A 21,944-nucleotide genomic window follows, 5' to 3' on the forward strand; every position below is an offset into this window, starting at 1 on the left:
GACCGCCGCCCGCCGCCCGCCGCCCGCCGCCCGCCGCCCGCCGCCCGCCGCCCGCCGCCCGCCGCCCGCCGCTCCACCGGCCCGGCCCGTACCACCCCCGCACCCCCCCCGCGACACCCACCCCCACCCTCGTGCGGAACCGCGCAACCCCGTTCCGGCGCGCCCCCACAGACGGAAATGAGTGCACCAATGAAGCATGCACGGCTGACCGCCGCCCTCGCCGCCGCCACCGCACTGGCCCTCGGCGCCACCGCCTGTGACAGCGGATCCGGCTCGGACACCGGCCCGATCAAGGTCGGTGCGATCAACGGGATCACCGGACTCTTCCAGACCCCCGAGGTCCCGCAGGCGGTCAAGGCCGTCTTCGACGAGGTCAACGCCGCCGGCGGCATCAACGGCCGCAAGCTGGAACTGCTCAGCATGGACGACGCGATGAACCCGCAGCGCGCCACCGAGGCCGCCGTCGACCTCGTCAAGTCCAAGAACGTCGTCGCCCTGGTCGGCTCCTCCAGCGCCGTCGACTGCGGCCTCAACCGCGCGGCCTACAGCAAGGCCCAGGTCGTCTCGATCCCCGCCGTCGGCGTCGACCCCGCCTGCTTCACCAGCCCCAACATCGCGCCGGTCAACCCCGGTCCGTTCAACCTGCTGACCGCCAACCTCTACTACGCCTCCGAGGTGCTCAAGCGGGACAAGGTCTGCCTCGACTACACCGTGCTGCCCGGCAGCGGCGGCGGCATCGAGGACGCGATCAAGAAGTGGACCGAGCTCACCGGCAAGCAGCTCGCCCACAAGGAGCTCGCCATCGCCGAGGGCGACCCGACCAAGTACCTCGTCGCCGACAAGGGCGCCGGCTGCCAGGCCGTCCTCTACAACGGCATCGTCGGCCCCTACTTCGCCCAGGCCAGGACCCAGGGCATGGACGACGTCGACTTCATCGTCGGCGCCAACACCTACACCGACGCCAACGCGCAGGCGATCCCGGCCGGCCTCAAGGTCTACGCCGGCACCGAGTGGCAGCCCTACACCGACACCACCCTGCCGGGCAACGAGCGCTGGTCCCAGCTGGTCGACAAGAACAAGATCCAGAAGACCGCCTTCAGCCAGGGCGGCGTGATGGCCGCCGACGTCTTCGTCCAGGTCCTCAAGGGCATCTCCGGGCCGATCACCCGCGAGTCCGTCACCAAGGCCTTCAAGTCCATGAAGCCGATCGACTACCCGATGGTCGGCACCCCCTGGGTCTTCGGCGAGGGCGACACCCACAACCCCGTCCAGGGCAGCCGCTTCGTCCAGGCCGTCAACGGCAGCTGGCAGGTGCTCCCCGAGGGCTTCGTCGTCCCCGGCAAGAAGTGACCCCGGCCGGCCCTGACCCGGCCGCAGCCCGCCGTCCCCCCACCCCGGACCGTGCGCCGCGCCCCGGTGCACGACCGGACCCCAGGACCCCAGGAGGTGTCCCATGCTCAACTCCACGCTCGCGGGCCTGACCGGTGGCGGCGTCTACGCCCTCCTCGGCCTGTGCGTCGTGCTGACCTACCGGCTCGTCGCCACGGTCAACTTCGCGATGGCCGCCGTCGGCGCGATCGGCGCCTTCGTCATGGTCGGCCTGACCGACGGGGGAGTGAGCCCCTGGCTCGCCCTGCCGGTCGGCGTGCTGGCCGGGGCGGCGCTGTCCGCCCTGCTCGGTACCGTCCTGGTGCGCTGGTTCGCCGATCACTCGCAGAACACCAAGGCGGCCGTCACCGTCGCCGTCTACGTCGCCGTGATGGCCGTCGGCCTGCGGCTGTTCGGCTCCACCACCACCGGCGCGCACAGCTTCCCCAGCCCCTTCGAGAAGCCCGTGCTCACCCTCGGCGGCGTCGTGATCCCGCAGTCGGTGCTGGTCACCATCGCCTTCGCCGCGGTCATCACCGTCGGCGTCGGCCTGCTGCTCGGCCGTACCCGGCTCGGCCTGCGCCTCCAGGCGCTCTCCGAGCGGCCCGCCACCGCGGAGGTGGTCGGCATCCCGGTGGCCCGCCTCGCCGTCGCCGTCTGGGCCGCGATCGGCGCCGTCACCACGCTGGTCGTGGTGCTCGCCGCACCGCGCCTCGGCGGGGACTTCTCCACCCTCGGCAAGCTCATCAACACCGCGCTGGCGGTCGCCATGCTCGGCGCCTTCCGCAGCCTGCCGCTCACCCTTCTCGGCGGCCTCGTACTGGGCTGCCTGGAGGGCTTCTCCGCCTCCGTCGAGGCGATCCAGAAGTACCAGGGCGTGGTGCCCTTCCTGGTGATCGTGGTGCTGCTCTGGTGGCGCAGCCGCAACGAGGTCTGGGACACCGCGCACAGCCGATGACCGGTCCGGGCAGCAGCCCGGACCCCGGACCGGGGGAACGAAGGAGAGACCGACCATGACCCGAGTGACCAGCACCAGGGCCGCCGTGCTGCGCACCCACGGCAAGCCGCTGGAGATCGAGGAACTCCCGCTGCCCGAGCGGATCGAACCGGGCGCCGCCCTCGTGCGGATCGACTGCGCCACCCTCTGCGCGACCGACGTCCACCTGTGGAGCGGGGCGATGTCGATGCCCGGCATGCTGCCCCTGGTCCTCGGCCACGAGATGGTCGGCACCGTCGTCGCCGTCGGCGAGGGCACCGTCGACGCGCTGGGCCGCCCGGTCGGGGTCGGCCGGCGGATCGGCTGGTCGGAGTCCACCTGCGGGTACTGCCACGGCTGCACCGTGCTGCGCACCCCGGTGGCCTGCGAGGACCGCGGCTACGGCTTCCGCCAGCGTGCCGACCGGTACCCGTACGCCACCGCCGGGCTCGCCGAGTACAACTACGTCGTCCCGCAGGCGCAGAAGTACCTGCTGCCCGACGAGGTCGAGTCCACCTGGGCCGCCGCGGCCGGCTGCGCCGTCAAGACGGTGCTGCACGCCTTCGACCGGGCGGGCGGCACCCGGCCCGGCTCCTCGGTGGTGATCCAGGGCGCCGGCGCGCTCGGCATCGTGGCCACCGCCGTGGCCAAGGCCGGCGGCGCCGGACCGGTGATCACCATCGGCGCCCCGGACAGCCGGCTCGCACTCGCCGAGGAGTTCGGCGCCGATCTGACCCTCGGTCTGGCCGACGGCCCCGAGGCCCGTCGCGAGGCGGTGCTCGCCGCGACCGGCGGGCGCGGCGCCGACCTGGTGATCGACCTCGCCGGTGCCCCCGGCGTCGGCGCCGAGGCCGTCGACCTCGCCGCCTGGGGCGGCCGGTTCGTGATCGTCGGATCGACCGGTCCGGCTCCGCAGGAGCTGCCGCTGGGCACCGTCATGGGCAAGGAGCTGACCGTGCTCGGCTCGCTCAACGGCGATGTCGGCGACTACCACCGGGCCATCGGGTTCCTGCGCGACTTCCGCTCCCGGTTCGACTGGGACGCGCTGTTCAGCGCCCCGGTCGGCCTGAGCGGCGCCTCCGCGGCCATCGAGGCGATGGCCAGGCTGGAGCAGACCAAGGCCGTCGTCCACCCCTGGCTGCCCTGACCCGCCGTCCGGTCCCCGCCCGGCCGCACCACGGCCGGGACGACCGCCCCGTCCACCCCCGTCCGCCCGTCCGGGCGGACCCGCCGCGCGGACCGCCGCACCACCGGCGCCCCGCCGCCCGGCCCCCTCGCCGCCCGGCACCCCGGGACCCCACCCTCCGTGTGTCCCAGCCCGGGGCGCCGGGTGCCCGCCGGCCGTACTCCGGCCGGCCACCGCACCCGCCGTACGCCCGCCGACCGCTCCCGAAACCCACGAGGACCGCCATGCCCATCGTCCCCCGCCGCAGGCTCGGCACCGCCGGCCCCGAGGTGTCCGCCCTCTCCCTCGGCTCCTGGCACACCTACGACCGGATGGACTTCGGCGACGCCGTCGCCATGGTCCGCCACGCCGTGGACCTCGGCGTCAACCTCTTCGACGTGGCCGTCTACGGCCTGCCCGGCCATCCGCCGGTCTTCACCGACGTGCTGTTCTCCGCGATCGTCCGGGCGGCCGGCCTCGCCCGCGAGGAGTACCTGCTGTCGGTGAAGCTGTGGCTGGAGCCCTACCCCGCGCAGTCGCTGCGCGACCAGCTGGCCAACGCGCTGTTCCGGGCCGGTGCCGAGCACGCCGACGTCGCGGTCCTCGGCGACATCCGCCGCGACGACCTCGACCTGCGCGGCATCGCCGAGGAACTCGCCGTCCTGGAGGCGGAGGGTCTGATCGGCTGCTGGGGCGTCAACAACTGGTCCGCCACCGCGATCCGCACCGTCCGCGACCACGCCCGGGCCGCCGGCTCGCCCGGCCCGCAGCTCGCCCAGCTCAAGTACAGCCCCTGCCGCCGCGCCATCCCGGACGGCGAGCCGTTCGCCGCGCTCTTCGCCGAGGGCCTGACGATGCAGGCCTCCGACGTCCTGGAGGGCGGCATCCTCGCCGGCCGGACCAGCCCGTCGCGCGAGATCGGCCGCGACCCGGGCGGGATCCGCGACCGGATCACCGGGGCCGCCCCGGGCCTGGCCGCCGTCGCCGCCGAGCTCGGCGCCACCCCCGCCCAGCTCTGCGTCGCCTTCACCCTCACCCACCCCGCCACCGCCACCGTGCTGTTCGGCGCCAGCCGGATGCGGCAGCTGACCGAGAACGTCGGCGCCCTCGACCTGCTCGACCGGGTCGGCGCCGACCGGCTGCGCGAGCTGGTCGCCCCGTACTGGGCGGACCGCGACGCCGTCGACCCCGAGGGGCCCTGACACCCCGTGGCCCGCCCCGCCCCGACCGGCGTTCCCCGAACCGGCCCGACCCCGGGCCCGCCCCCAGGAGAGACCGTGGACCGGCCCGCCGACCTCGTCCTCGTCGACGGCGACGTACTGACCGCCGACGCGGACTTCACCACCGCCCAGGCCCTGGCCGTCCGTGACGGCCTGATCACCGCCGTCGGCAGCACCGCCGCCGTCCTCGCCCACGCCGGACCCGCCACCCGGGTCGTCGACCTGCGCGGACGCACCGTCCTGCCCGGCATCAACGACTCCCACCTGCACGGCCACGCCTGGGGCCTCAACCGTCCGCCCCTCGCCCTCGACCTCAACTTCCCCGCCGTCCGCTCGATCGCCGACATCGTCGCGGCCGTCGCCGCCGCGGCCCGCGCCACCGCCCCCGGCGAGTGGATCGTCGGCCGCGGCTGGGACGTCGGCTACCTCGCCGAGTGCCGCGACGGCAGCCGGGACCTGCCCGACCGTGCCGACCTCGACGCCGCGGCCCCGGACAACCCGGTCTGCCTGACCGACTTCTCCGACCACATGGCCTGGGTCAACTCGGCGGCCCTGCGTGCCGCCGGCATCGACCGCGGCACCCGGCCCCCGCCGGGCGGCACGATCGACACGGACCCGACCGGCCACCCCACCGGCATCCTGCGGGAGGCCGCGCAGCGCGCCGTCCACGCGCACATCCCCCGGGCCGACGAGCGCCGCCGCCGCGCGGCGATCACCGGAGCCGTCCGCGCCCTGCACGCCCTCGGCACCACCAGCTACACCGAACCCGGCCTCGGCCCCGGCGGCGAGGGCATCATGTCCGGCGCGATGGGCACCGGCGCGCTCCACACCTACCTGGACCTCGCCCGGGCCGGCGAACTGGACGCCCGGGTGGGCGTCCTGCTGCTGCCCTCCCCGATGGGCGGCGGCGTCCGGGACCTGCGGGCCGGCCTCGCCGAGCTGGCCGGCGTGCCGCTGGACGGCATCGACCCGCGCCGGCTCGCCGTCCTCGGCGTCAAGCTGTTCGCGGACGGGGTGCCGCCGAACCGCACCGCCTGGATGCACGAGGCCTACCCCGGGGGCGGCCACGGCGCGCTCTGCGTCCACGGCGCCGCACCGGCGCTGCAGGCCGCCGAACTCACCGCCATGATCGACGCCGTCCACGCGGCCGGCCACCAGATCGGCGTGCACGTCACCGGGGACCGGGCGATCGACACGGTCGTCGACGCCTTCGCTGCCGCCCAGCTCGCCCACCCGCGACCCGACGCCCGGCACTACCTGATCCACGGCGACTTCGCGACCCCGCACAGCCTGGCCGTGCTGGCCGCGCACGGCTACGGCGTCAACATGAACCCGGCGATCAAGTGGACCATCTCCGACCTGATGGACGAGGTGGTCGGCGAGGAACGGTCCGGGCGGATGTGGCCGGTGCGGTCCGCCCTCACGGCGGGCGTCCGGGTCTGCGCCAGCTCCGACGCACCGATCACCGAACCGGACTGGCGGCAGGGCGTCGCCTCGATGCTGCTGCGGGAGTCCAAGGCGACCGGCCGGGCGAGCGGCCCGGGGGAGCGGGTCGGCCTGCGCGAGGCCGTCCGCGCCTACACCGCCGAACCCGCCGTCCAGGACTTCGCCGAGCGCTGGAAGGGCACCGTCGAGGTCGGCAAGGTCGCCGACCTGTGCGTGCTCGGCGGGCGCCTCGCCGACACCTCCCCGCACGACCTGCCGGGGCTGCCGGTCGACCTCACCTACTTCGACGGCCGGCTGGTCCACGGCGCCCACTGAGCGTCCGCCCGTGGGGGAGGGACTCCGGGCGCCTCCCCCACGGGCGGCGCGCCGCCGCGTGGGACCGGGCCGAGCGCGGCCCGGATCCCTAGGGTGGTGCGTGTGAACCGCCTACTCCCGTGGCCGCACAGACCCGACCCGGCCGGCGGGCCGCCGGTGCGGACCGACTACGCCGGGGCCCTCTACGGGTCACTCCTCGCCGCCTCCGTGATCGCCTCGGCGAGTGTGGTCGGCGACTTCCCGCGCGTCCAGGCCGTCGTGCTGCTCCTCGTGACCGGCCTGGTCTTCTGGGCCGCCCACGTCTACGCGAACCTCGCCGGCGAACGCCGGGTCGGCCGGCGGCCCGGCTGGGCCGAGGTCCGGCGGGTGGGGCGGCACGAGTGGCCCATCGTGGAGGCCGCCCTGCTGCCCGCGGCGGCCGTCGCCGTGAGCCCCCTCCTAGGGCTGGGGCTGAGCGGCGCGGCGTGGCTCGCGCTGGGGATCGCGGTGGCGCAGCAGGTCGGCTGGGCCTGCGTCGGGGCCGCGCAGGCCGGGGCCACCCGCACGGAGGTGGTGGTCGAGGGCGTGATCAACCTGGTTCTCGGGCTGGTCCTGGTGGCGGCGAAGGCGGCCCTCGGCCACTGAGCGGCGAGGGCCGCACGCACCGAACGCACCCGTACGCACCCTGCACCGAGCCCGTACGCGCCCGTGCGGTCCGGCGCGTGGCCCGTGCGGTCCGGGGAGCTGCCCGCGCGTCGGCCCGGGGTGACCGGCCGTGGCCGGTCAGACGGCGCCGAGGTCGATCGCGTAGACCTTGCGGAGCGTCTCGTGCACCGTCCAGGTGGTCCGGTCGCCCTCCCGCAGGACGGCCACGTCGCCGGGCCCGACCTCCAGGGTGGGCCCGTTCTCGACCTCGACGGTGGCCCGGCCGCTGACCACGACGAACAGCTCGTCGGCCTCGGTGTCGGTGACCACCCCGGGGGTGATCTGCCAGACGCCGCGCAGCCGCCGGCCGTCGGGGGACTCCCAGAGCACCCGGCCGGTGACCTGCGGGTCACCGGAGACGATCTGGTCCGGGTCCAGCGGGTCGGGGAGGAGGTCGACGTCGGCCACGTGCAGGGCGAAGCTGTGGATCATGCCCCGACGCTATCCGGCGGAGCCGGGCGGCGGACCTCGCAACCTGTCCGCTCTTCGGCGGCGTGCCTGACAGGTCGCCAACCGGCCTCCCCTCGGTGCCGCCGGCCGGTCCTCGCGTCCGACCCGCCTCCGGCAAAACGGGTCAGATCGGCATCAATCGTCCGAAGGGTGGGTATCACCGAAGACGGAGCGGTCGCGGAAGTCCGCACCCCGCTCCGGCACCCCGTCGGGGTGCCACCGGGACCGTCGCTTGAAGAAGCCGGGCAGTGGCCCTCGGGAAGACAACCCGCGGCGCGCGGGCGCGATCCGCCTCCCGCGCGGTCCGAGGGATGCCCGCTGCCCTGGAGCCAGTTGTGCCCACCACCCTTCCCGGCGTGCTGCCGACCGCCGCGCCGCCCCGTCCGGCCCACCACCCCGCAGCCGGTCCGACCACCGGTCCGGGGAGCCCGACCCCGCAGGCCCCGTCCGATCCGCCGGTGTCCGAACTGCCGCCGCGCCCCACCGAGCAGGAACTGCGCGCGATGGGCAAGACCGAGGCCCGCGAGCTGAGCGACGCCCTCTTCGAGCGCCTCACCGGGCTGGCCCGCGAGAGCCACGCCTACAGCTACGTCCGCGGCACCGTCATCGAGCTCAACATGCCGCTGGTGCGTTTCATCGCGGGCCGCTTCCGTCACCGCCCGGAGGAGATGGACGACATCCTCCAGGTCGGCACCGTCGGCCTGATCAAGGCCGTGGACGGCTTCGACCCGCAGCGCGGCGTCGAGTTCGTCACCTATGCCATCCCCACCATCGCCGGCGAGATCAAGCGGTTCTTCCGCGACACCTCCTGGCCGGTGCGCGTCCCCCGGCGGATGCAGGAGCTGTACCTGAGCGTCGTGCGCGGCTCCGACCGGCTCGAACAGCGGCTGGGCCGTCTGCCGCAGCCCGCGGAGCTCGCCGAGTACCTCCACCTCACCGTCGACGAGGTGATCGAGGGGCTGGTCGCCGGCCGGGTCTACCGACCCGACTCGCTGGACGCGCTGCGGGACAACGACACCGACGAGACCGGCAGCGCCATGCTCGACCGGCTCGGCTCCTGCGACCCCGGCATCGAACTCGCCGACTTCCGCACCGCCGTCCGGCCCCTCCTCGGCCGGCTGCCGGAACGCGAGCGGACCGTGCTCAAGCTGCGGTTCTGGGACGACCGGACCCAGTCCGAGATCGCCGAACGGGTCGGCGTCTCCCAGATGCACGTCTCCCGGCTGCTCTCCGCCACCCTCACCCGCCTGCGCGAGCAACTGGAGGACCGCGACGCCCCGGGCTGGACGGAGGACCCCGCCGGAACGGGCTGACGGGGGCCGTGCCGGGCCGGCGCCCCGGCCGTGCCCGGTGTCCGGGCCACCGCCGACGGCAGCCCGGTCGAACGCGCCCGGCCCCGGCCCCGGCCGCGCGTCGCGCGCATGCCCGAACTCGCCAACACCGCCGAGGTGTTCGCCCTGCGCACCGCCTCGCCGTCCTGGGCGGGGGAGTCCGCGTGTAGCCGGGCCGGGCGTGGGCAGACGCCGGGCATGAACGCATCGGTCCGGGCTTCGCCGGTCCGGAGCGGTACCGTGCCGGTCCGGCCGCTCCGCGCCGTCCGCGCGGCCCCGCCTCCCGCGCGGCATCATGGTCGGGACGGCACCGTGCCGTCCCGAACGGACCGGGAGCCGATCATGCAGCTGCCTGCCGGGGAAGGGCGCGGGCCGGCGGACGACGCGCTGGAGCCGGGGGTGCTGATGGTCGCGGCGCGCCGTGAGGGGTCCGTGCTGATCGTCGCCCTGGCGGGGGAGCTGGACCACACCTCGGCGGACGGTCTGCGGACGGCGCTCGCCGCGCCACCGGAGGGCGGCCTCACCCGGATCGTGGTCGACCTCACCGACCTGCGCTTCTGCGACTCCACCGGACTGAACACCCTCCTGCGGGCCCGCCCGGAGGCGGAGCGGGCCGGGCTGCGGCTGGAACTCGCCGGGCCGCGCGGGGTCGTCGCCCGGCTGTTCGAGATCACCGGGGTGAACTCCGTGCTGCGGATCCACCCCGGGCTCGACGCCGCGATGGGCGCCGGGGAGCCGCCGGACCCGCAGACACCGGACCGGCCCTCCGGTCACGGCTGAGGGGCGCCGTGATGACCGTTCCCGGAGTGGGCCCGCCGTCCCGCCGGGACGAGCTCCGGCGGCTGGCCCTGCGCGGCAGTGACGGTGCGGTCCAGCGCTGCCGGGACTTCAGCCGGCGGGCGCTGCTCGACTGGCGGTGGCTGCCGGACGACGGGGACGAGCGGCAGCCCGACGAGGAACGGCTCGCCGTCGCGCAGGACGTGCTGCTCATGGTGTCGGAACTCGTCACCAACGCCTGCCTGTACGCCCCGGGCGGCCCCCGCGAACTCCGGCTCCGCTGGGACAGCGTCAGGCTCCGGGTCGAGGTCAGCGACGGCAGCCCGGTGCCGCCGAGGCTGCGCCCGCACGCCGATCCGGGCCGGCCGGGCGGGCACGGGCTGCGGGTGGTGGACCGGCTCGCCCGGGTCTGGGGCTCCCGGCCGGAGGGCGGGGGCAAGCAGGTCTGGCTGGAGGTGCCGTCCCCGCTCCACCGCCTCCGGGGCCTCGACGGCCGGGCGAGCTGACCGGTACGGGCACCGCGGCGGGCGGGGAGCCCGGTCCGGGCGACCGTACCGGCGGCGGGGCCGGCCGGTCAGTGCCCGAGGGCTCGGGCCAGCTCGCCCTTGTTCATCGTCGAACGGCCCTTGATGCCGCGCTGTCTGGCCTCGTTGTACAGCTGGTCGTAGGTGGGCCCGGCGGCACCCGTGTGCGAACGCTTCCCGCCCCGGTGCCCGGAGGAGACGTCCTGGGTCGAGCTGAGGCTCGCGGTCTTCGACTCGCCGTGCCGGGCGCGTTCCTTGTTGACCGTGCGGGCGGCGATCTCCTTCGCCCGGTCCTCGCTCTCGCCCCGGTCGAGGACGCTGTCCTTGATGTGCTCGTACTGGCGCTCCCGCTTGGGGCTGGATCCTCGGGGCATGGCGGCCTCTCCTCCCACGGTCGTGTCCCTGTCCGGGCGCGTCTACCCGGGTGGCCGCGGGCGAACCCGCCCGGGCCGCGGGCCTTCGCCCGACCGTCGGCCCTTCGCCCGACCGCCGGACGCACGCCCGGCCCGCCCGCCACGCCGCGCCGGTCGGTGGCAGAGTGGGAGGTGAGGCGGTGCCGCCGCCTCCACCGGCCGGGCTGCCCGCGGGGCTCCGGCCGCGCAGCCGATCCGGGCGGTGGACGGATGGACGAACGGGCGGCGCCGGGAGCGGTGCCGGCGGGCCGGAACACCCCGGCCGAACAGGGGCCGCGCGGCCCGACCGTGCTGCACGCCGCCGGCGGCGCCGGTCCCGACCTGCGGCGCGCCGACCCCGAGACCGGTCCCGTCCTGATGGACGTGATGATGCCCGGCCTCGACGGCTACGCCGCCGTCCGCGCCGGGGAGCGCTTCGCCCGCCCGCCGGTCGTCGCCGTCACCGCAAGGGCGATGCCCGGGGACCGGGACAGGAGCCGCGCGGCCGGGGCCGACGACCACGTCACCGAGCCGGTGGACACCGACCACCTGCCGGCCCGGATGCGGCACCGGCCGGACGCGCCATGACCGGCGACCCCCGGCACGGCGACCGACGGCACGGCGGGGCCGGGGCCGGCGAGGGCGACTCCGCGTCCGGCAGCGCCCGGCTGCTGGCCGCCGCCGTCCGGCGGCTCCAGGACGACGCGGCCCGGGCGCGCGCGGAGGAGGGGCCCCGGACCCTCGTCGACCTGGCCACCGGCATGCTCGCCGAACGGCTGGCCGTGCCGCCCGGCGAGGCGGCCGTCCGCCTTGCCGGGCTCGCCCGCACGGCGGGGGTACCGGTCGCCACGCTGGCGGCCGACATCGTCGGGCGGCAGGAGGACCGGGAGGAGCTGCCGACGCCGTCCGGGCCGTCCGGGCCGTCGGCGCAGCCCGCCCGGAACCCCGCTGCCGAGCGGGCCGCCGAGCCGGCCGCCGCATCGGTCGCCGCCCGGGCGATCGCCGCCGCACCCGACCTGCCGGCCGCCGTCGACGCCCTGTTCCGGCAGATCGCCGGACCGCTCGGCGCCCACGCCGTCGTGGTCTGGCAGCGGTTGCCCGGCGGGGCCCTCGCACTCGTGGCCCAGGCCGGGCTCCGCGCGGACGAGGCCGGAGCCTGGAGCCGCGTCCCGCCGACGGTCGCCACCCCGGCCCAGCGGGCCGTCTCGGAGGGCGTCGAGTGCTGGCCCGACGACGGGACCGCGGGTACCACGGGCCCCGTCCCGGCCGTGCCGTCGGTCGGTGGTGTCGACGCGCCGCGGCTCGTCCTCCCCCTTGTCGACGACGGTCGGCGGCGGGGAGCGCTCGAAGTGCTCTGGCCCGGCCCCGCACCCGTTCTCACCCCGCCGCAGCACCGCCGGCTCCGCGCCCTCGCCGACCTCTGCAGCACCCTGCTCGGCGATCCGGGCGCCCCGGCCGAACCGGACCGGCAGGCCGACGTGCTCGACGGTCTGCTCACGCCCGCCCTGCTGCTCGAACCCGTCCTCAGGGACGGCCGGGTGGTCGACTTCACCATCCTCCGCACCAGCCCGCCGTTCCGCGACCCGCTCGGCCGCCCCCGCAGCGGGCTGGACGGCGCCTCCCTGCTGGAGGTCTACCCGGTCGCCTGCGCCACCGGCCTGCTCGAACCGCTGCTGCGCGCCCACGCGAGCGGCGAACCCCGGTCCGGCGAGCGTCTCCACGTGGTCTTCCGGAGCGGCGGGACGGACGTGCCCGTCACCGTCCGGCTCGCCGTCGCGCCGTTCGGCCGCCGCCTGCTGGTCACCTGGCAGCCCGCGGCCGACCGGCCCGGCGAGTCCGACCAGGCCGCCATGCAGCACCAGGCCCAGCGGCTCGCCCGGGTCGCCGGCTTCCAGGAGCACCCGGGGACCGGCCGGATCCTCTGGGGCGAAGGCCTGGCCGAGCTGTACGGGCGGTCGCCGCAGGCCCCCGCCGTTCCGCTGGCCGACCTGGCCGGGCACGTCCACCCCGACGACGAGCCCGCCGTCCGGAGGCTCGTGGACGCCGTCGAGCGCCGCCACCGCACCTCCTCCGCCGTGTTCCGGCTGCGCCACCCCGACGGCACCGAGCACTACACCAGGGTCGTCGTCGAGCCGGTCCTGGACGAGGACGGCCGACTGGACGCCGTCCGCGGGGCGTACCTCGACGTGTCGGCGCAGCACCGGACGGAGATCGCGCTGGGCGCCACCCGGCAGCGGCTCGCCGACAGCGAGCAGGAGACGGTCGAGAGCGAGCAGTTGGCCCTCAGCCTCCAGCAGGCGATCCTGCCCTCCGCGCCGCCGCCGCTCGACACCACGGGCCTGCGGGCCGCCGTCCGCTACCGGCCCGCCGCCAAGCGGGAACGGGTCGGCGGCGACTGGTACGACGTGCTGGTGCTCCCCGGCAAGCGGGTGCTGCTGGCCGTCGGCGACGTCGCGGGGCACGGCGTCGGCGCGGCCACCGGCATGGTCGCGCTCCGGCACGCGCTGCGCGGCCTCGCCGTCACGGGTGCCGGGCCGGGCCGGCTGCTGGAGTGGGCCAACACCGTCGCCCTGCGCGAACCGGGACAGGTCACGGCCACGGCCGCCTGCGTGCTGTTCGACCCGGCCGGTGGCGAGGTGCGCTGGGCCCGGGCCGGGCACCTGCCGCCGATCCTGCTGGGTCCGTCCGGGGCCGAGGTGCTGCCGCTGCCGCACGGGGTGCTGCTCGGCGCCCTGGAGGAGGCCGTGTACGAGGAGCGGACCGTCCAACCGGTCGCCGGCGACGTCCTGCTGCTCTACACCGACGGCCTCGTCGAGCGCCGGGGCCACCCGACGGAGGAGTCCGTCGACCAGCTGATCCGGGCGGCCGGCCAGCCCGGCCACGACCTGGAGCGGTATCTGGACCGCCTGTTGGAGCTCAGCCCGGCCGACACCGACGACGACACCTGCCTCGTCGCCGTCCGGATCGAGTAGCGCGAGGCCGGCCCCCCGTGGAGGGGCCGGCCGTTCTCGCGCGTTAGCCCCGGGGCGGGGAGGGTAGGCGCGGGTCGACGGGGTGGAGCCGGGGTGAACGGGACCGGAGGACATCGCCATGCTGCTGTTCGGACTTCTGCTGATCGTCGCGACCGGGGCCTTCACGGGCCTGCTGATCGCGGACAACCTGTCCGGCGGGCCGGAGTACCAGGTCACGATTCTGGGGCAGGACCTGGTGACGCTCGACGCCCTGGGGATCTTCCTGGCCGGTCTGGCGCTCGCCCTGCTGTTCTGTCTCGGTCTGGCGCTCGCCACGGCCCGGGTCTTCCGTCGGCGTCGTGGCGCCCGACACGCCGCCCGGTCCGGGAAGCACCCGGCCGAGGACGTCCGTCAGGACCGGCCGCCCGTCCGCGAGGAGCCTGCGGGCCGTGAGGACTCCGCGATCCGTGCGGACTCCGGCGTCGGTGCGGACCCGGCCGTCCGGGACGTCCCGGACGGCCGGGACGTCAGGGGCGAGCCGCCCGCCCGTGGGGACGCACCGCGCTCGCCGTCCGTCGACGGGGCGGGCGGCCGCGCCGCCGCGGCACCGGGCGAGGAGGCCTCGCCCGGCGGCGGACTCCGCCGCTTCCCCGGACGCTGACACACGAGTCCGGGGCGCCGGCCGAGCGCCGACGGTGCCCCGGAGAGGACGACGAACCAGGAGGGATCGACTCTGATGACCTGCAGCCGGCTGTACGACGGGCCCGGCACGGCCGGGCTCGGCACCGCCGAACCCGGCACCCCTGCGTCGAGCACGGCCGACCCCGGCACCGGCCCCCCGTGGGAGGCCGGCCGGCTGCCGCTGTCGGCGCACCCCGGCGTGGTCTCCGCGGCGAGGGACTTCACGGCGTACCGGCTGGCGGGCAGAGCCGACCCGGTCGTGGTCGGGGACGCCGTGCTGCTGGTCTCCGAGGTGGTCTCCAACGCCTGCCGGCACGCCGGGACCCCGCACGACCTGCTGCTCGTCCAGGGGCCGGGACGGCTGCGCGCGGAGGTGTCCGACGGCAGTCCGCGCCCGCCGAGGCTCCGCACGACGCACGGTCCGGACGACGTCGGCGGCCTCGGCCTCTTCCTGGTGGACCGGCTCGCCCTGTGCTGGGGCTGGTACCCGCAGGGCCGGGGCAAGGTGGTGTGGTTCGAGTTCCGGCTGCCGGAGCCGTGACGCCCCGCGCCGGTGCCCAGGTGGAGCGGCGGTAGAACGTGACGCTGACGGTGACCGGGCCGCTGTCCGGGCCGGTCGCGAGTGGGCGGACGACGGCGGACTCCCGGCCGCCGGCCGCCCGGACGCAGAAGCTCCGGTGAGGTCGCGGTGGACGACACCGGCGGCGTGGATCGCCTGCGCCTCGGCGACCCCGGCCAGGAGCAGTAGGACGGTGCGTTCGGGCAGCGGACCGTGGCGGTGCACGACCTGCTGGAGGGAGGGGCCGGCCACGAGGGTGGTGGCGAGCTCGGGCCGGACGACCTTGAGCGCGACCGGGCGTCCGCCGGGGGTGTACGCGAGATAGACGCGGCCCGTGCCGCCCGCGCCCAGCCGCGCGCAGAGGCACCGAAGGGTTCTGCGGTCATGCTGGCTCCAGCGGGTCGAGCGGGTGGCGGCGGTGCACCGCACGGATCATGTCCCGACTGTAGTTTCAGTCAGAATGGCCCCGGGGTCCGCGATCAGCCGGCCTCCCAGTAAGGTGACCGCTTGTGGCTGACCGTCGAACCCTGATCATGGAAGCGGCCGCGCGGGTCATCGCCCGGCGCGGTGTCCGCGGGCTGCGCGTGGAGGAGCTGGCGGCCGAGGCGGGCGTGTCCACCGCGCTGATCTACTACCACTTCAAGGACCGTGCGGGGATCCTCCGCGCGACGCTGGAGTTCATCAACGACCGCGCCGAGCGGTACACGGCGGAGCGGGCGGCGGACGCCCCGCCCCTCGACGCCCGGGGCGAACTCCGGCAGGCGCTGCTGCTGGAGCTCCAGGACACCCCCGAGGTGCGCGAGAACAGCACGGCGTGGGGGGAGCTGCGGGCGAGCGCCGTGTTCGATCCCGATCTCCGGGAGGACCTGGCCCGGGCCACGCTGGTGTGGGTCCAGGAGGTCACCGACCTGCTCGGCAGGGTGTACCCGATGAACGGGGCCGCCTCGCTCGCCGCCTCCGCGGAGCGGTTGACCGCGCTGCTGGAGGGGCTGAGCGTGCGCTGGCTCAGCGGGAGCCTGCCGGTGGCGCACGCGCGCGAGCTGATGGTCGGCGCGATCGACGGCGAACTGGAGAGGCTGCGCGGCTGACGCGCGCGGCGTTCCGCCCCGGGCCGGGACGGTCCGGGGCCTCGTCGTCTCCGGACTCCGGTGTCGCTGCCCGGGCCGACGCGCAGGCGTGTGCTCGATTGTTGACTGAAAATTTAGTCAATGCGAGAGTGAAGGGAGCGGCGCCGGGCGACATCCGCCCCGGGCGCCCCGTGCAAGGCCACCGGCCGCGCCGGGCGCGTGCCTGCCGACGGACCGCCCCTGTCGGCGGGCGTCCGGCCACCTGGTGGGCAACACTCGATTCGGAGACCCGCATGAGCGACACCCACGGTGACAGACGATCCCTGTTCGGCCGACTCTTCGGAGTGCGGGCCCCGCGCGGGTCGGTCCCGTCCCGCCGGACGATGCTGCGCGCCGCGGCCGGCGCCGGCCTGTTCTCCCTGGGCGCGGCGGCCTGCGCGTCGCCGGAGGGCCCGGAGGAGGCGCTTCCCCCGGGCCCCTCGGAGCCGCCCGCCCCGCCGGCGTCGCCCGCGCCGGGCGGGTCGCAGCCGCCCGCGCCCGGCGGCGGCGCGACCCCCGGTCGCCGGTTCGGCGCCGAGTGGGAGAGCCACACCCGGACCTTCATGTCCTGGCCGGCGTCCACCGGCATCTGGGAGGACCAGCTCCCCGAGGTCCGCGCGGACATCGCGCGGCTGGCGCGCGCCGTCGCCGGCTACGAGGCGGTCGTGATGTTCGCCCGCCCCGCGCAGGTGGCCGCGGCGCAGAACGCGTGCGGCAACGACGTCGAGGTCGTCCCGCTGCCCGTCGACGACCTGTGGGCCCGTGACACCGTGCCGGTGTTCGTCGAGGACGGATCGACGCTGAAGGGGGTCGACTTCAACTTCAACGGCTGGGGCAACCAGCAGAAGGAACACGCGAACGACTCGGCGCTTGCCGCCGCGGCCCTCGGGAGGTACGGGCTGGAACGGGTCGCCACGCCGCTGGTCGCGGAGGGCGGGTCCTTCGGGACCGACGGGGAGGGCACCCTGATGGTCACCGAGAGCTCGGTGGTCAACCAGCGCCGCAATCCGGGCCGGAGCCGGGACGAGATCGAGGCCGAACTCAGGAAGGCCCTGGGCGTGACCAAGGTGATCTGGTTCGCGGGCGTGCGCGACCAGGACATCACCGACGCCCATGTGGACTGCCTGGTGCGGTTCGCGGCGCCCGGGGTCGTGCTGCTGGACCAGCCGTTCCCCGGTGCGCCCGCCGACGTCTGGTCGCGCTCGGCCACGCGGGCCCGCGAGGTGCTGAAGTCCGCGACCGACGCCCACGGGAGGGCGCTGCGGGTGATCGACCTGCCGCAGCCCGATCCGGACCGGATCACCGGGAAGGGTGACGCCTTCGTCTCCTCGTACATCAACTTCTACGTGGCCAACAAGTCGTTGTTCATGCCGCGCTTCGGGGACGCCAGGGCCGACGACCGGGCGAAGCAGATCCTGCGCGACCACTTCCCCGGCCGCGACATCGTCCAGGTGAGGATCGACGGGATCGCCTCCGGGGGTGGCGGCATCCACTGCTCGACCCGCGACCAGCCCGGCAAGCCGGACGGGGGCTGACCCCTTCCCCTGCCGGTCGCCGTAGGGCGACCGGGTGCCCGGTGGGCGGGCTGCTCGTCGTCCACCGGGCGCACTTTCGTCGGCCGGTCAGCGGACGGGCATCTGGAGGTCGTAGTCGCGGAAGTCGACGGCGTACCAGGCGACGGTCTTCGAGGCGACCTTGAACATCTTCTCGTGGACGGGGACGAGCAGCGGGAACCTCTGCTGGATCTCGTACACGGGCCGGTAGAGGTGGGGGCCGAGGGTTGCGACGGGGATGTCCAGAGCCGGGTTGGGCTTGATGTCGAGGACGTCCCCGACGTGGGCGTCCATCATCCGGATCATGGAGGCGCCGACGGCGCCGGCGCCGGGGAAGATCTTCCGGTCCATCCAGTCCAGCATGTTGTGGGCCAGTTTGATGCCTTCGTCGGAGGGGGCCCGGTGGTGGGCGGCGGCATCGGCGAGGACCTGGTTGCACTGGTCGAGGGTGCGCGGGTTGTACTTCTCCTGGATGCCGAGCAGCCGGCCGCCGACGCGGATCAGTTGCACCAGTTCGTCGATCTGCCGGGGGTTGGGGTGGAAGCCGAACTTGGCCGCGAGCTGGACGTTGTTGGCACCCACGTACATGAGCTCCTCGACCTCCAGCCGCTGGCTGATCGGCATGCCGTCCCGGGCCGCGTTCCAGCCGTGGGCCAGGCCCGCCTGCCGGGCCGCCGCGTGCACCAGCCGCAGCTTGACCAGGCTGATCACGGCGTTGCCCGACGGATCCCAGTTGCCGCCGTCGATGCCGTCCCAGAGGGTGTTCATGGTGCGGGAGAAGCGCCGGCCGATGTCCATCACCAGGTCGAACTTGGCGTACCAGACCGACTTGGCCAGCAGTGGGTCTGCCAGGGCGGTGAAGAGCCCACCGAAGGCCTCGGTCATGGTGATGGCCTCGAAATTGCCCCGGACGAGCTTGCCCGAGTCACCGTTCTTGATCAGGTCGATCGCGGCCCGTTCCTCCTCGGTCAGGACGGCGTTGCGGGTCAGGAAGTCGTGCAGCACCGACGGCGCCGCGTCCGGCACCGGTTGGTCGTTGCGGGTCCAGTCGTGGAAGACCCGGTTCGCCAGCTGCATCTGACCGGCGCTCACCAGCTCCTTGACGATCTCGTCGGCCTCGGGGTCGCCCTCCTGCGCGGCCTGATCGGTCGGCAGCTCCCAGGCCGGCCGGGGGCCGGGCCGGGCGGCCGGGTCGGGTGCCACAGGGCGGGCGGAGGTGCGGGCGGTGGCAGTGGCGGGCAGGCCGACGGCCGCACCTGCGGCGAGTGCGGCGGTCAGAGCGGTGCGCCGGGCGACGAAGTGGTCCATGTGGCCCATGGATAGTGGCTGGCCACCCGAAACCCGGTCAGCCACGCGGAGAGGGCTGCCGTCATGCCACCACCCGGGGCACCGCTGTCGGCCGCCCCGGCCGTTCGTCGACGCCGGCCCAGTCCGGTCGCACAGCTCCGGACAGGCCGGCCCGTTGCCACACGGCGTGACCGAAAAGTCAGTCGACCGCGAGGCGGCGCTCCGGCCGGGCGTCCGCGAGCTCCGCGTCGACCGCCTCGCCGAGCAGCCGGCGGGCGTGGTCGAGAGGGAGGGACCCGCTGAGCCACCGGACGCTCAGCCAGAGGCGGAACGGAAGCCCGACCGGAAGCCCGACCGGAAGCCCGGTCGGGCCCGGCCCGGTCAGGCCGCCGAGTACCAGACCTGGGCCGCGGTGCCGTTGCAGGTCCACAGGTTCAGCGGGACGCCCTGCACGGCGGTCGACTGCGGGTCGTCCAGGCACTTGCCGGACACGGGGTTCAGCAGGTAGCCGGTGGGCGACAGCAGCCACTGCTGCGTGGCCGATCCCGAACACGGCGCCAGCTGGACCGGGCTGCCGGCGGTGCCGGCGCTGCCCGCGTCCAGGCACGCCCCGGTGGAGACGCGCAGGGTGCCGTCCTTGACCAGCTGCCAGTTCTGCGGCGGGGTGGTGCCGGCGCCGCACGTGTGGAGACTGACCGAGCCGGCGTTCTCGACCCCGCCGCTCAGGCAGTAGGAGGTCGCCTTGTTGGTGAAGGCGGTCCACAGTGGCTGCCCGCTGTAGGGGTGGCGCCAGTCCTGTCCGCTCGCACCGCAGGTCCAGAGGATCAGCTGGGTGCCGTTGGTGGTCGAGGCGGCGGGGTCGGCCAGGCAGAGACCGGACTGCGGGTTCTGCAGGCCCTTGGCGTTCTGCCTCCACACCTGGGCGCCGGTGCCGTTGCAGGGGTAGAGCTGGACCGGGGTCCCGTTGACGGTTCCGCCGCCGGTGACGTCGAGGCACTTGCCGAGGGCCCTGACGGTGCCGTCGTTGCCGACCGTCCAGGTCTGGTTCGGCGTCGCGGCGCAGTCCCAGATGTCGGCGGGCATGCTGAAGGTCTCGGGGCCCGCCGAGTTGTTCCCGGCGTCGAGGCACTTGCCGGGGAGCCCGGACGTCACGTTGCCCGTCGGGAGGCCGACGGCGGGTTGGTAGGAGAAGGAGTTCGTGGCGAGTCCGGCGCCGCCGTTCCAGATCTCGAAGCCCGCCTGGACGGAGCAGAGCTTCCCGTCGGCGGGCACGTAGCCCCGGACCACGGCGTCGTTGGTGATCGCGCGCAGGTTCAGGGCGTAGACCGAGCCGACCGGGCTGGTCGCCAGGTAGCTGATGACCTGCTTGCCGTTGGCGGCGTTCTGGTACTGGTGGACCTGGTACGTCCGGCCGCCGAGGGCGACCTGCTGGGTGGCGGTGCCCAGCGGGACGGGTCCGCCCTGCCGGTCGAGCCAGATCATCAGCTCGTGCGAGGTCGTCGGACCGCACGCCTCGGCCGCGTCCGCGTACCAGAGGTCGTAGGCCGCGTTGTACTGCCCCGGGACGCCGGTGGTGGTCCGCCAGCCGGTCAGGGCGTCCCCCATCGTGGCCACGGGCGTGGGGAGTTCACCGGGACGCGGCACGTACTCGATGCGGGTGTACGCTCCCGGGGCTCCGGGCTTGGTGTTGGTGGCGCTGCTGAGGTCGCTGCGGGCGACCGTGAAGTTCGGGCCGCCGTCGCTGGTCATGCAGACCTCGGCCGCGGAGTTCCACTCGTCCGGCATGATCCGGTAACGGCCCCCGCCGACGACCGCCGAACCGAACGGCCCGTTGACCGACGAGCACAGCGACGCCGCCGGGTCCGCCTGCGCCGCCGTGACCAGGCCGCCCTGCAGTCCGCCGACCAGGGCGAGCGTCACGAGGACGGCCCGCGCGCGCCGCCGGAACGGCCGGACGGACGGGAGTCCACCCGTGCGTCCGGCCGTTCCGGCATGGTGATGAAGCCTCAAGTCTGTTCCCCCTGTGAGAGACGGGTGTGTCCCGACGGGATCAGACTGTAGTGCGAACGGTCCGCCGGTCCGCCCGGGTTTCGCACCCTCGGGGGATCCGGGTCCGGTCGGCCGGGGCCGTGGGCCGGAGCGGTGGACCGGGGCGGCGGTCAGGCCAGGATCTTGGCCTTCGCCTGCGCGAACTCCTCGTCCGTGATGTGGCCCGCCGCGCGGAGTTCGCTGATCTTGGCCAGCTGATCCGCGGTGGACGGCTGGTCCGAGCCGGCCGCGGTGTCGCGGACGTACGTCCGGAACCGCTCCTCGCTCTGCTGCGCCCGGCTCAGCTCGCGCTCGCCCATGCCCCGCCCGCGGGCGATGAGGTAGACGAAGACACCGAGGAAGGGCAGCAGCACGACGAAAACGGCCCAGCCGGCCTTGGCCCAGCCGCTCAGCGAGTCGTCGCGGAAGAGGTCGGCGATGATCCGGAACAGCAGCATGAACCAGAGGATCCACAGGAAGAACCAGAGCATGGTCCAGAAGATGTTGAGCAGCGGGTAGTCGGCCGCCAGGTTCGCCGCGAAGTTCATGGCGCTGATCTCCCGTCCCGGAACGGCCTGGGCCGGCCCGAAGGATGAGTGGGTTCATCCTCATGCTGCGCGTGGTGTGGGTTTTGCGCATCCGTGGGGGTGTGGGGGGATGCACGACGCCGCTGGACCTGACCGGTGGTGTGGTCGGTGCAGCGGCGTTGTCGTGGGCCCGGTGGGTGGGGTGCCCGGTGGGTGGGGTGTTACTTGGTGAGGCCGGCCTTGACGGAGCAGACGGGCCAGGCGCCGGGGCCCTGGGCGGCGAGGACCTTTTCGCCGATGGCGATCTGCTGGGCCTTGGTGGCCTGGTGGGCCTGGGGGGCGTAGCTGGTGCCGCCGAAGGCGGCCCAGGTGCTGGGGGTGAACTGGAGGCCGCCGTAGAAGCCGTTGCCGGAGTTGATGGCCCAGTTGCCGGTGGCTTCGCAGGCGGCGACCTTGTCCCAGACGCCGGCGGGGGCGGCGGAGGCGGTGGTGGCGGTGATGAGTCCGGCGATGGGGAGGGCGGTGAGGGCGCCGGCCATGAGGGTGGTGCGGATGCGGTTGCGGCGCTTGGTGGCGGTGGCGGTGGTGGTGGCGGTGGTGGTCT

22 protein-coding genes and 1 pseudogene are annotated in these 21,944 nt (G+C 74.9%); 15 read left to right on the forward strand and 8 right to left on the reverse strand.

The window, feature by feature from the left end:
- Positions 1–189: 189 nt before the first annotated feature.
- From ACFWOG_RS27010 to ACFWOG_RS27035, 6 genes are all read left to right on the forward strand, one after another.
- Positions 190–1,350 carry an ABC transporter substrate-binding protein gene (locus tag ACFWOG_RS27010; RefSeq protein WP_329947651.1) on the forward strand — a complete coding sequence of 387 codons (1,161 nt, stop codon included), beginning with the start codon at positions 190–192 and terminating at the stop codon, positions 1,348–1,350.
- Positions 1,351–1,453: 103 nt separating this feature from the next.
- Positions 1,454–2,326: a branched-chain amino acid ABC transporter permease gene (locus ACFWOG_RS27015; RefSeq protein ID WP_329879838.1), complete on the forward strand. Its 873-nt coding sequence runs from the start codon at positions 1,454–1,456 to the stop codon at positions 2,324–2,326.
- Between the two features lie 55 nt (positions 2,327–2,381).
- Positions 2,382–3,491, forward strand: coding sequence for a zinc-binding dehydrogenase (locus tag ACFWOG_RS27020; protein WP_329947653.1), 1,110 nt, complete (start codon positions 2,382–2,384; stop codon positions 3,489–3,491).
- A gap of 263 nt (positions 3,492–3,754) precedes the next feature.
- Positions 3,755–4,711: an aldo/keto reductase gene (locus ACFWOG_RS27025; protein ID WP_329879842.1), complete on the forward strand. Its 957-nt coding sequence runs from the start codon at positions 3,755–3,757 to the stop codon at positions 4,709–4,711.
- Positions 4,712–4,786: 75 nt separating this feature from the next.
- On the forward strand, positions 4,787–6,490 hold the full coding sequence (locus tag ACFWOG_RS27030) for an amidohydrolase (RefSeq protein ID WP_355405271.1): 1,704 nt from the start codon (positions 4,787–4,789) through the stop codon (positions 6,488–6,490).
- Positions 6,491–6,592: 102 nt separating this feature from the next.
- Positions 6,593–7,114, forward strand: coding sequence for a hypothetical protein (locus tag ACFWOG_RS27035; RefSeq protein ID WP_380361280.1), 522 nt, complete (start codon positions 6,593–6,595; stop codon positions 7,112–7,114).
- Positions 7,115–7,252: 138 nt separating this feature from the next.
- Here ACFWOG_RS27035 and ACFWOG_RS27040 read toward each other — a convergent pair whose 3' ends face one another.
- Complete coding sequence (locus tag ACFWOG_RS27040; RefSeq protein WP_329879845.1) at positions 7,253–7,606, reverse strand: cupin domain-containing protein; 354 nt, start codon at positions 7,604–7,606, stop codon at positions 7,253–7,255.
- A 329-nt stretch (positions 7,607–7,935) separates the two neighbouring features.
- On the opposite strand from ACFWOG_RS27040, the gene ACFWOG_RS27045 reads away from it, so the two are divergent.
- The 3 genes from ACFWOG_RS27045 to ACFWOG_RS27055 all read left to right on the forward strand — a co-directional run bounded on the left by ACFWOG_RS27045 (position 7,936) and on the right by ACFWOG_RS27055 (position 10,238).
- On the forward strand, positions 7,936–8,937 hold the full coding sequence (locus tag ACFWOG_RS27045) for a SigB/SigF/SigG family RNA polymerase sigma factor (RefSeq protein WP_380361281.1): 1,002 nt from the start codon (positions 7,936–7,938) through the stop codon (positions 8,935–8,937).
- Positions 8,938–9,297: 360 nt separating this feature from the next.
- Complete coding sequence (locus ACFWOG_RS27050; protein WP_380361282.1) at positions 9,298–9,735, forward strand: STAS domain-containing protein; 438 nt, start codon at positions 9,298–9,300, stop codon at positions 9,733–9,735.
- A gap of 11 nt (positions 9,736–9,746) precedes the next feature.
- On the forward strand, positions 9,747–10,238 hold the full coding sequence (locus ACFWOG_RS27055; RefSeq protein ID WP_380361283.1) for an ATP-binding protein: 492 nt from the start codon (positions 9,747–9,749) through the stop codon (positions 10,236–10,238).
- 68 nt (positions 10,239–10,306) lie between these two features.
- Here ACFWOG_RS27055 and ACFWOG_RS27060 read toward each other — a convergent pair whose 3' ends face one another.
- Positions 10,307–10,630: a plasmid stabilization protein gene (locus ACFWOG_RS27060; protein ID WP_329947660.1), complete on the reverse strand. Its 324-nt coding sequence runs from the start codon at positions 10,628–10,630 to the stop codon at positions 10,307–10,309.
- Between the two features lie 249 nt (positions 10,631–10,879).
- Here ACFWOG_RS27060 and ACFWOG_RS27065 point away from each other — a divergent pair, with 249 nt between their 5' ends.
- The 4 genes from ACFWOG_RS27065 (at position 10,880) to ACFWOG_RS27080 (ending at position 14,821) form a co-directional block, all read left to right on the forward strand.
- Positions 10,880–11,236: a response regulator gene (locus ACFWOG_RS27065; protein WP_380361284.1), complete on the forward strand. Its 357-nt coding sequence runs from the start codon at positions 10,880–10,882 to the stop codon at positions 11,234–11,236.
- Positions 11,233–13,620 (forward strand): SpoIIE family protein phosphatase, encoded by a 2,388-nt coding sequence (locus ACFWOG_RS27070; RefSeq protein WP_380361285.1) that lies wholly within the window; start codon positions 11,233–11,235, stop codon positions 13,618–13,620. Before ACFWOG_RS27065 ends, ACFWOG_RS27070 begins: the two co-directional genes overlap by 4 nt.
- 118 nt (positions 13,621–13,738) lie before the next feature.
- Positions 13,739–14,260, forward strand: a complete 522-nt coding sequence (locus tag ACFWOG_RS27075) for a hypothetical protein (RefSeq protein ID WP_380361286.1) — start codon at positions 13,739–13,741, stop codon at positions 14,258–14,260.
- 75 nt (positions 14,261–14,335) lie between these two features.
- Positions 14,336–14,821, forward strand: a complete 486-nt coding sequence (locus ACFWOG_RS27080) for an ATP-binding protein (RefSeq protein ID WP_380361287.1) — start codon at positions 14,336–14,338, stop codon at positions 14,819–14,821.
- Positions 14,822–14,959: 138 nt separating this feature from the next.
- Here ACFWOG_RS27080 and ACFWOG_RS27085 read toward each other — a convergent pair.
- A pseudogene (locus ACFWOG_RS27085) lies at positions 14,960–15,202 on the reverse strand (serine/threonine protein kinase); the annotation flags it as partial.
- A 170-nt stretch (positions 15,203–15,372) separates the two neighbouring features.
- On the opposite strand from ACFWOG_RS27085, the gene ACFWOG_RS27090 reads away from it, so the two are divergent.
- Both ACFWOG_RS27090 and ACFWOG_RS27095 read left to right on the forward strand, forming a co-directional pair.
- Positions 15,373–15,927, forward strand: coding sequence for a TetR/AcrR family transcriptional regulator (locus tag ACFWOG_RS27090; protein WP_380361292.1), 555 nt, complete (start codon positions 15,373–15,375; stop codon positions 15,925–15,927).
- A 362-nt stretch (positions 15,928–16,289) separates the two neighbouring features.
- Complete coding sequence (locus ACFWOG_RS27095) at positions 16,290–17,480, forward strand: agmatine/peptidylarginine deiminase (protein WP_380361293.1); 1,191 nt, start codon at positions 16,290–16,292, stop codon at positions 17,478–17,480.
- Between the two features lie 87 nt (positions 17,481–17,567).
- Here ACFWOG_RS27095 and ACFWOG_RS27100 read toward each other — a convergent pair whose 3' ends face one another.
- The 5 genes from ACFWOG_RS27100 to ACFWOG_RS27120 form a co-directional block, all read right to left on the reverse strand.
- On the reverse strand, positions 17,568–18,806 hold the full coding sequence (locus tag ACFWOG_RS27100) for an oxygenase MpaB family protein (RefSeq protein WP_380361288.1): 1,239 nt from the start codon (positions 18,804–18,806) through the stop codon (positions 17,568–17,570).
- A 178-nt stretch (positions 18,807–18,984) separates the two neighbouring features.
- Positions 18,985–19,215, reverse strand: a complete 231-nt coding sequence (locus ACFWOG_RS27105; RefSeq protein ID WP_380361289.1) for a hypothetical protein — start codon at positions 19,213–19,215, stop codon at positions 18,985–18,987.
- Positions 19,167–20,705: a ricin-type beta-trefoil lectin domain protein gene (locus ACFWOG_RS27110; RefSeq protein ID WP_380361290.1), complete on the reverse strand. Its 1,539-nt coding sequence runs from the start codon at positions 20,703–20,705 to the stop codon at positions 19,167–19,169. Before ACFWOG_RS27110 ends, ACFWOG_RS27105 begins: the two co-directional genes overlap by 49 nt.
- A gap of 239 nt (positions 20,706–20,944) precedes the next feature.
- The gene (locus ACFWOG_RS27115; RefSeq protein ID WP_355405293.1) at positions 20,945–21,361 is read right to left on the reverse strand and encodes an SHOCT domain-containing protein; all 417 of its coding nucleotides are present in this window, start codon (positions 21,359–21,361) and stop codon (positions 20,945–20,947) included.
- A 200-nt stretch (positions 21,362–21,561) separates the two neighbouring features.
- Positions 21,562–21,944 (reverse strand): transglycosylase family protein (locus ACFWOG_RS27120; RefSeq protein WP_380361291.1); only part of this gene is annotated, 383 nt, incomplete at its 5' end.

This window comes from Kitasatospora sp. NPDC058406, from assembly GCF_042722765.1.
Taxonomy (GTDB): domain Bacteria; phylum Actinomycetota; class Actinomycetes; order Streptomycetales; family Streptomycetaceae; genus Kitasatospora.

What these genes read in the sequence shown, in the direction of transcription:
- ACFWOG_RS27115 (WP_355405293.1), bottom strand. Translation starts at nt 21,361, where the DNA reads ATGAACTTCGCGGCGAACCTGGCGGCCGACTACCCGCTGCTCAACATC.
- ACFWOG_RS27080 (WP_380361287.1), top strand. Translation starts at nt 14,336, where the DNA reads ATGACCTGCAGCCGGCTGTACGACGGGCCCGGCACGGCCGGGCTCGGC.
- ACFWOG_RS27075 (WP_380361286.1), top strand. Translation starts at nt 13,739, where the DNA reads ATGCTGCTGTTCGGACTTCTGCTGATCGTCGCGACCGGGGCCTTCACG.
- ACFWOG_RS27045 (WP_380361281.1), top strand. Translation starts at nt 7,936, where the DNA reads ATGCCCGCTGCCCTGGAGCCAGTTGTGCCCACCACCCTTCCCGGCGTG.
- ACFWOG_RS27065 (WP_380361284.1), top strand. Translation starts at nt 10,880, where the DNA reads ATGGACGAACGGGCGGCGCCGGGAGCGGTGCCGGCGGGCCGGAACACC.
- ACFWOG_RS27040 (WP_329879845.1), bottom strand. Translation starts at nt 7,606, where the DNA reads ATGATCCACAGCTTCGCCCTGCACGTGGCCGACGTCGACCTCCTCCCC.
- ACFWOG_RS27060 (WP_329947660.1), bottom strand. Translation starts at nt 10,630, where the DNA reads ATGCCCCGAGGATCCAGCCCCAAGCGGGAGCGCCAGTACGAGCACATC.
- ACFWOG_RS27015 (WP_329879838.1), top strand. Translation starts at nt 1,454, where the DNA reads ATGCTCAACTCCACGCTCGCGGGCCTGACCGGTGGCGGCGTCTACGCC.
- ACFWOG_RS27100 (WP_380361288.1), bottom strand. Translation starts at nt 18,806, where the DNA reads ATGGACCACTTCGTCGCCCGGCGCACCGCTCTGACCGCCGCACTCGCC.
- ACFWOG_RS27050 (WP_380361282.1), top strand. Translation starts at nt 9,298, where the DNA reads ATGCAGCTGCCTGCCGGGGAAGGGCGCGGGCCGGCGGACGACGCGCTG.
- ACFWOG_RS27025 (WP_329879842.1), top strand. Translation starts at nt 3,755, where the DNA reads ATGCCCATCGTCCCCCGCCGCAGGCTCGGCACCGCCGGCCCCGAGGTG.
- ACFWOG_RS27095 (WP_380361293.1), top strand. Translation starts at nt 16,290, where the DNA reads ATGCTGCGCGCCGCGGCCGGCGCCGGCCTGTTCTCCCTGGGCGCGGCG.
- ACFWOG_RS27010 (WP_329947651.1), top strand. Translation starts at nt 190, where the DNA reads ATGAAGCATGCACGGCTGACCGCCGCCCTCGCCGCCGCCACCGCACTG.
- ACFWOG_RS27055 (WP_380361283.1), top strand. Translation starts at nt 9,747, where the DNA reads ATGACCGTTCCCGGAGTGGGCCCGCCGTCCCGCCGGGACGAGCTCCGG.
- ACFWOG_RS27070 (WP_380361285.1), top strand. Translation starts at nt 11,233, where the DNA reads ATGACCGGCGACCCCCGGCACGGCGACCGACGGCACGGCGGGGCCGGG.
- ACFWOG_RS27090 (WP_380361292.1), top strand. Translation starts at nt 15,373, where the DNA reads ATGGAAGCGGCCGCGCGGGTCATCGCCCGGCGCGGTGTCCGCGGGCTG.
- ACFWOG_RS27020 (WP_329947653.1), top strand. Translation starts at nt 2,382, where the DNA reads ATGACCCGAGTGACCAGCACCAGGGCCGCCGTGCTGCGCACCCACGGC.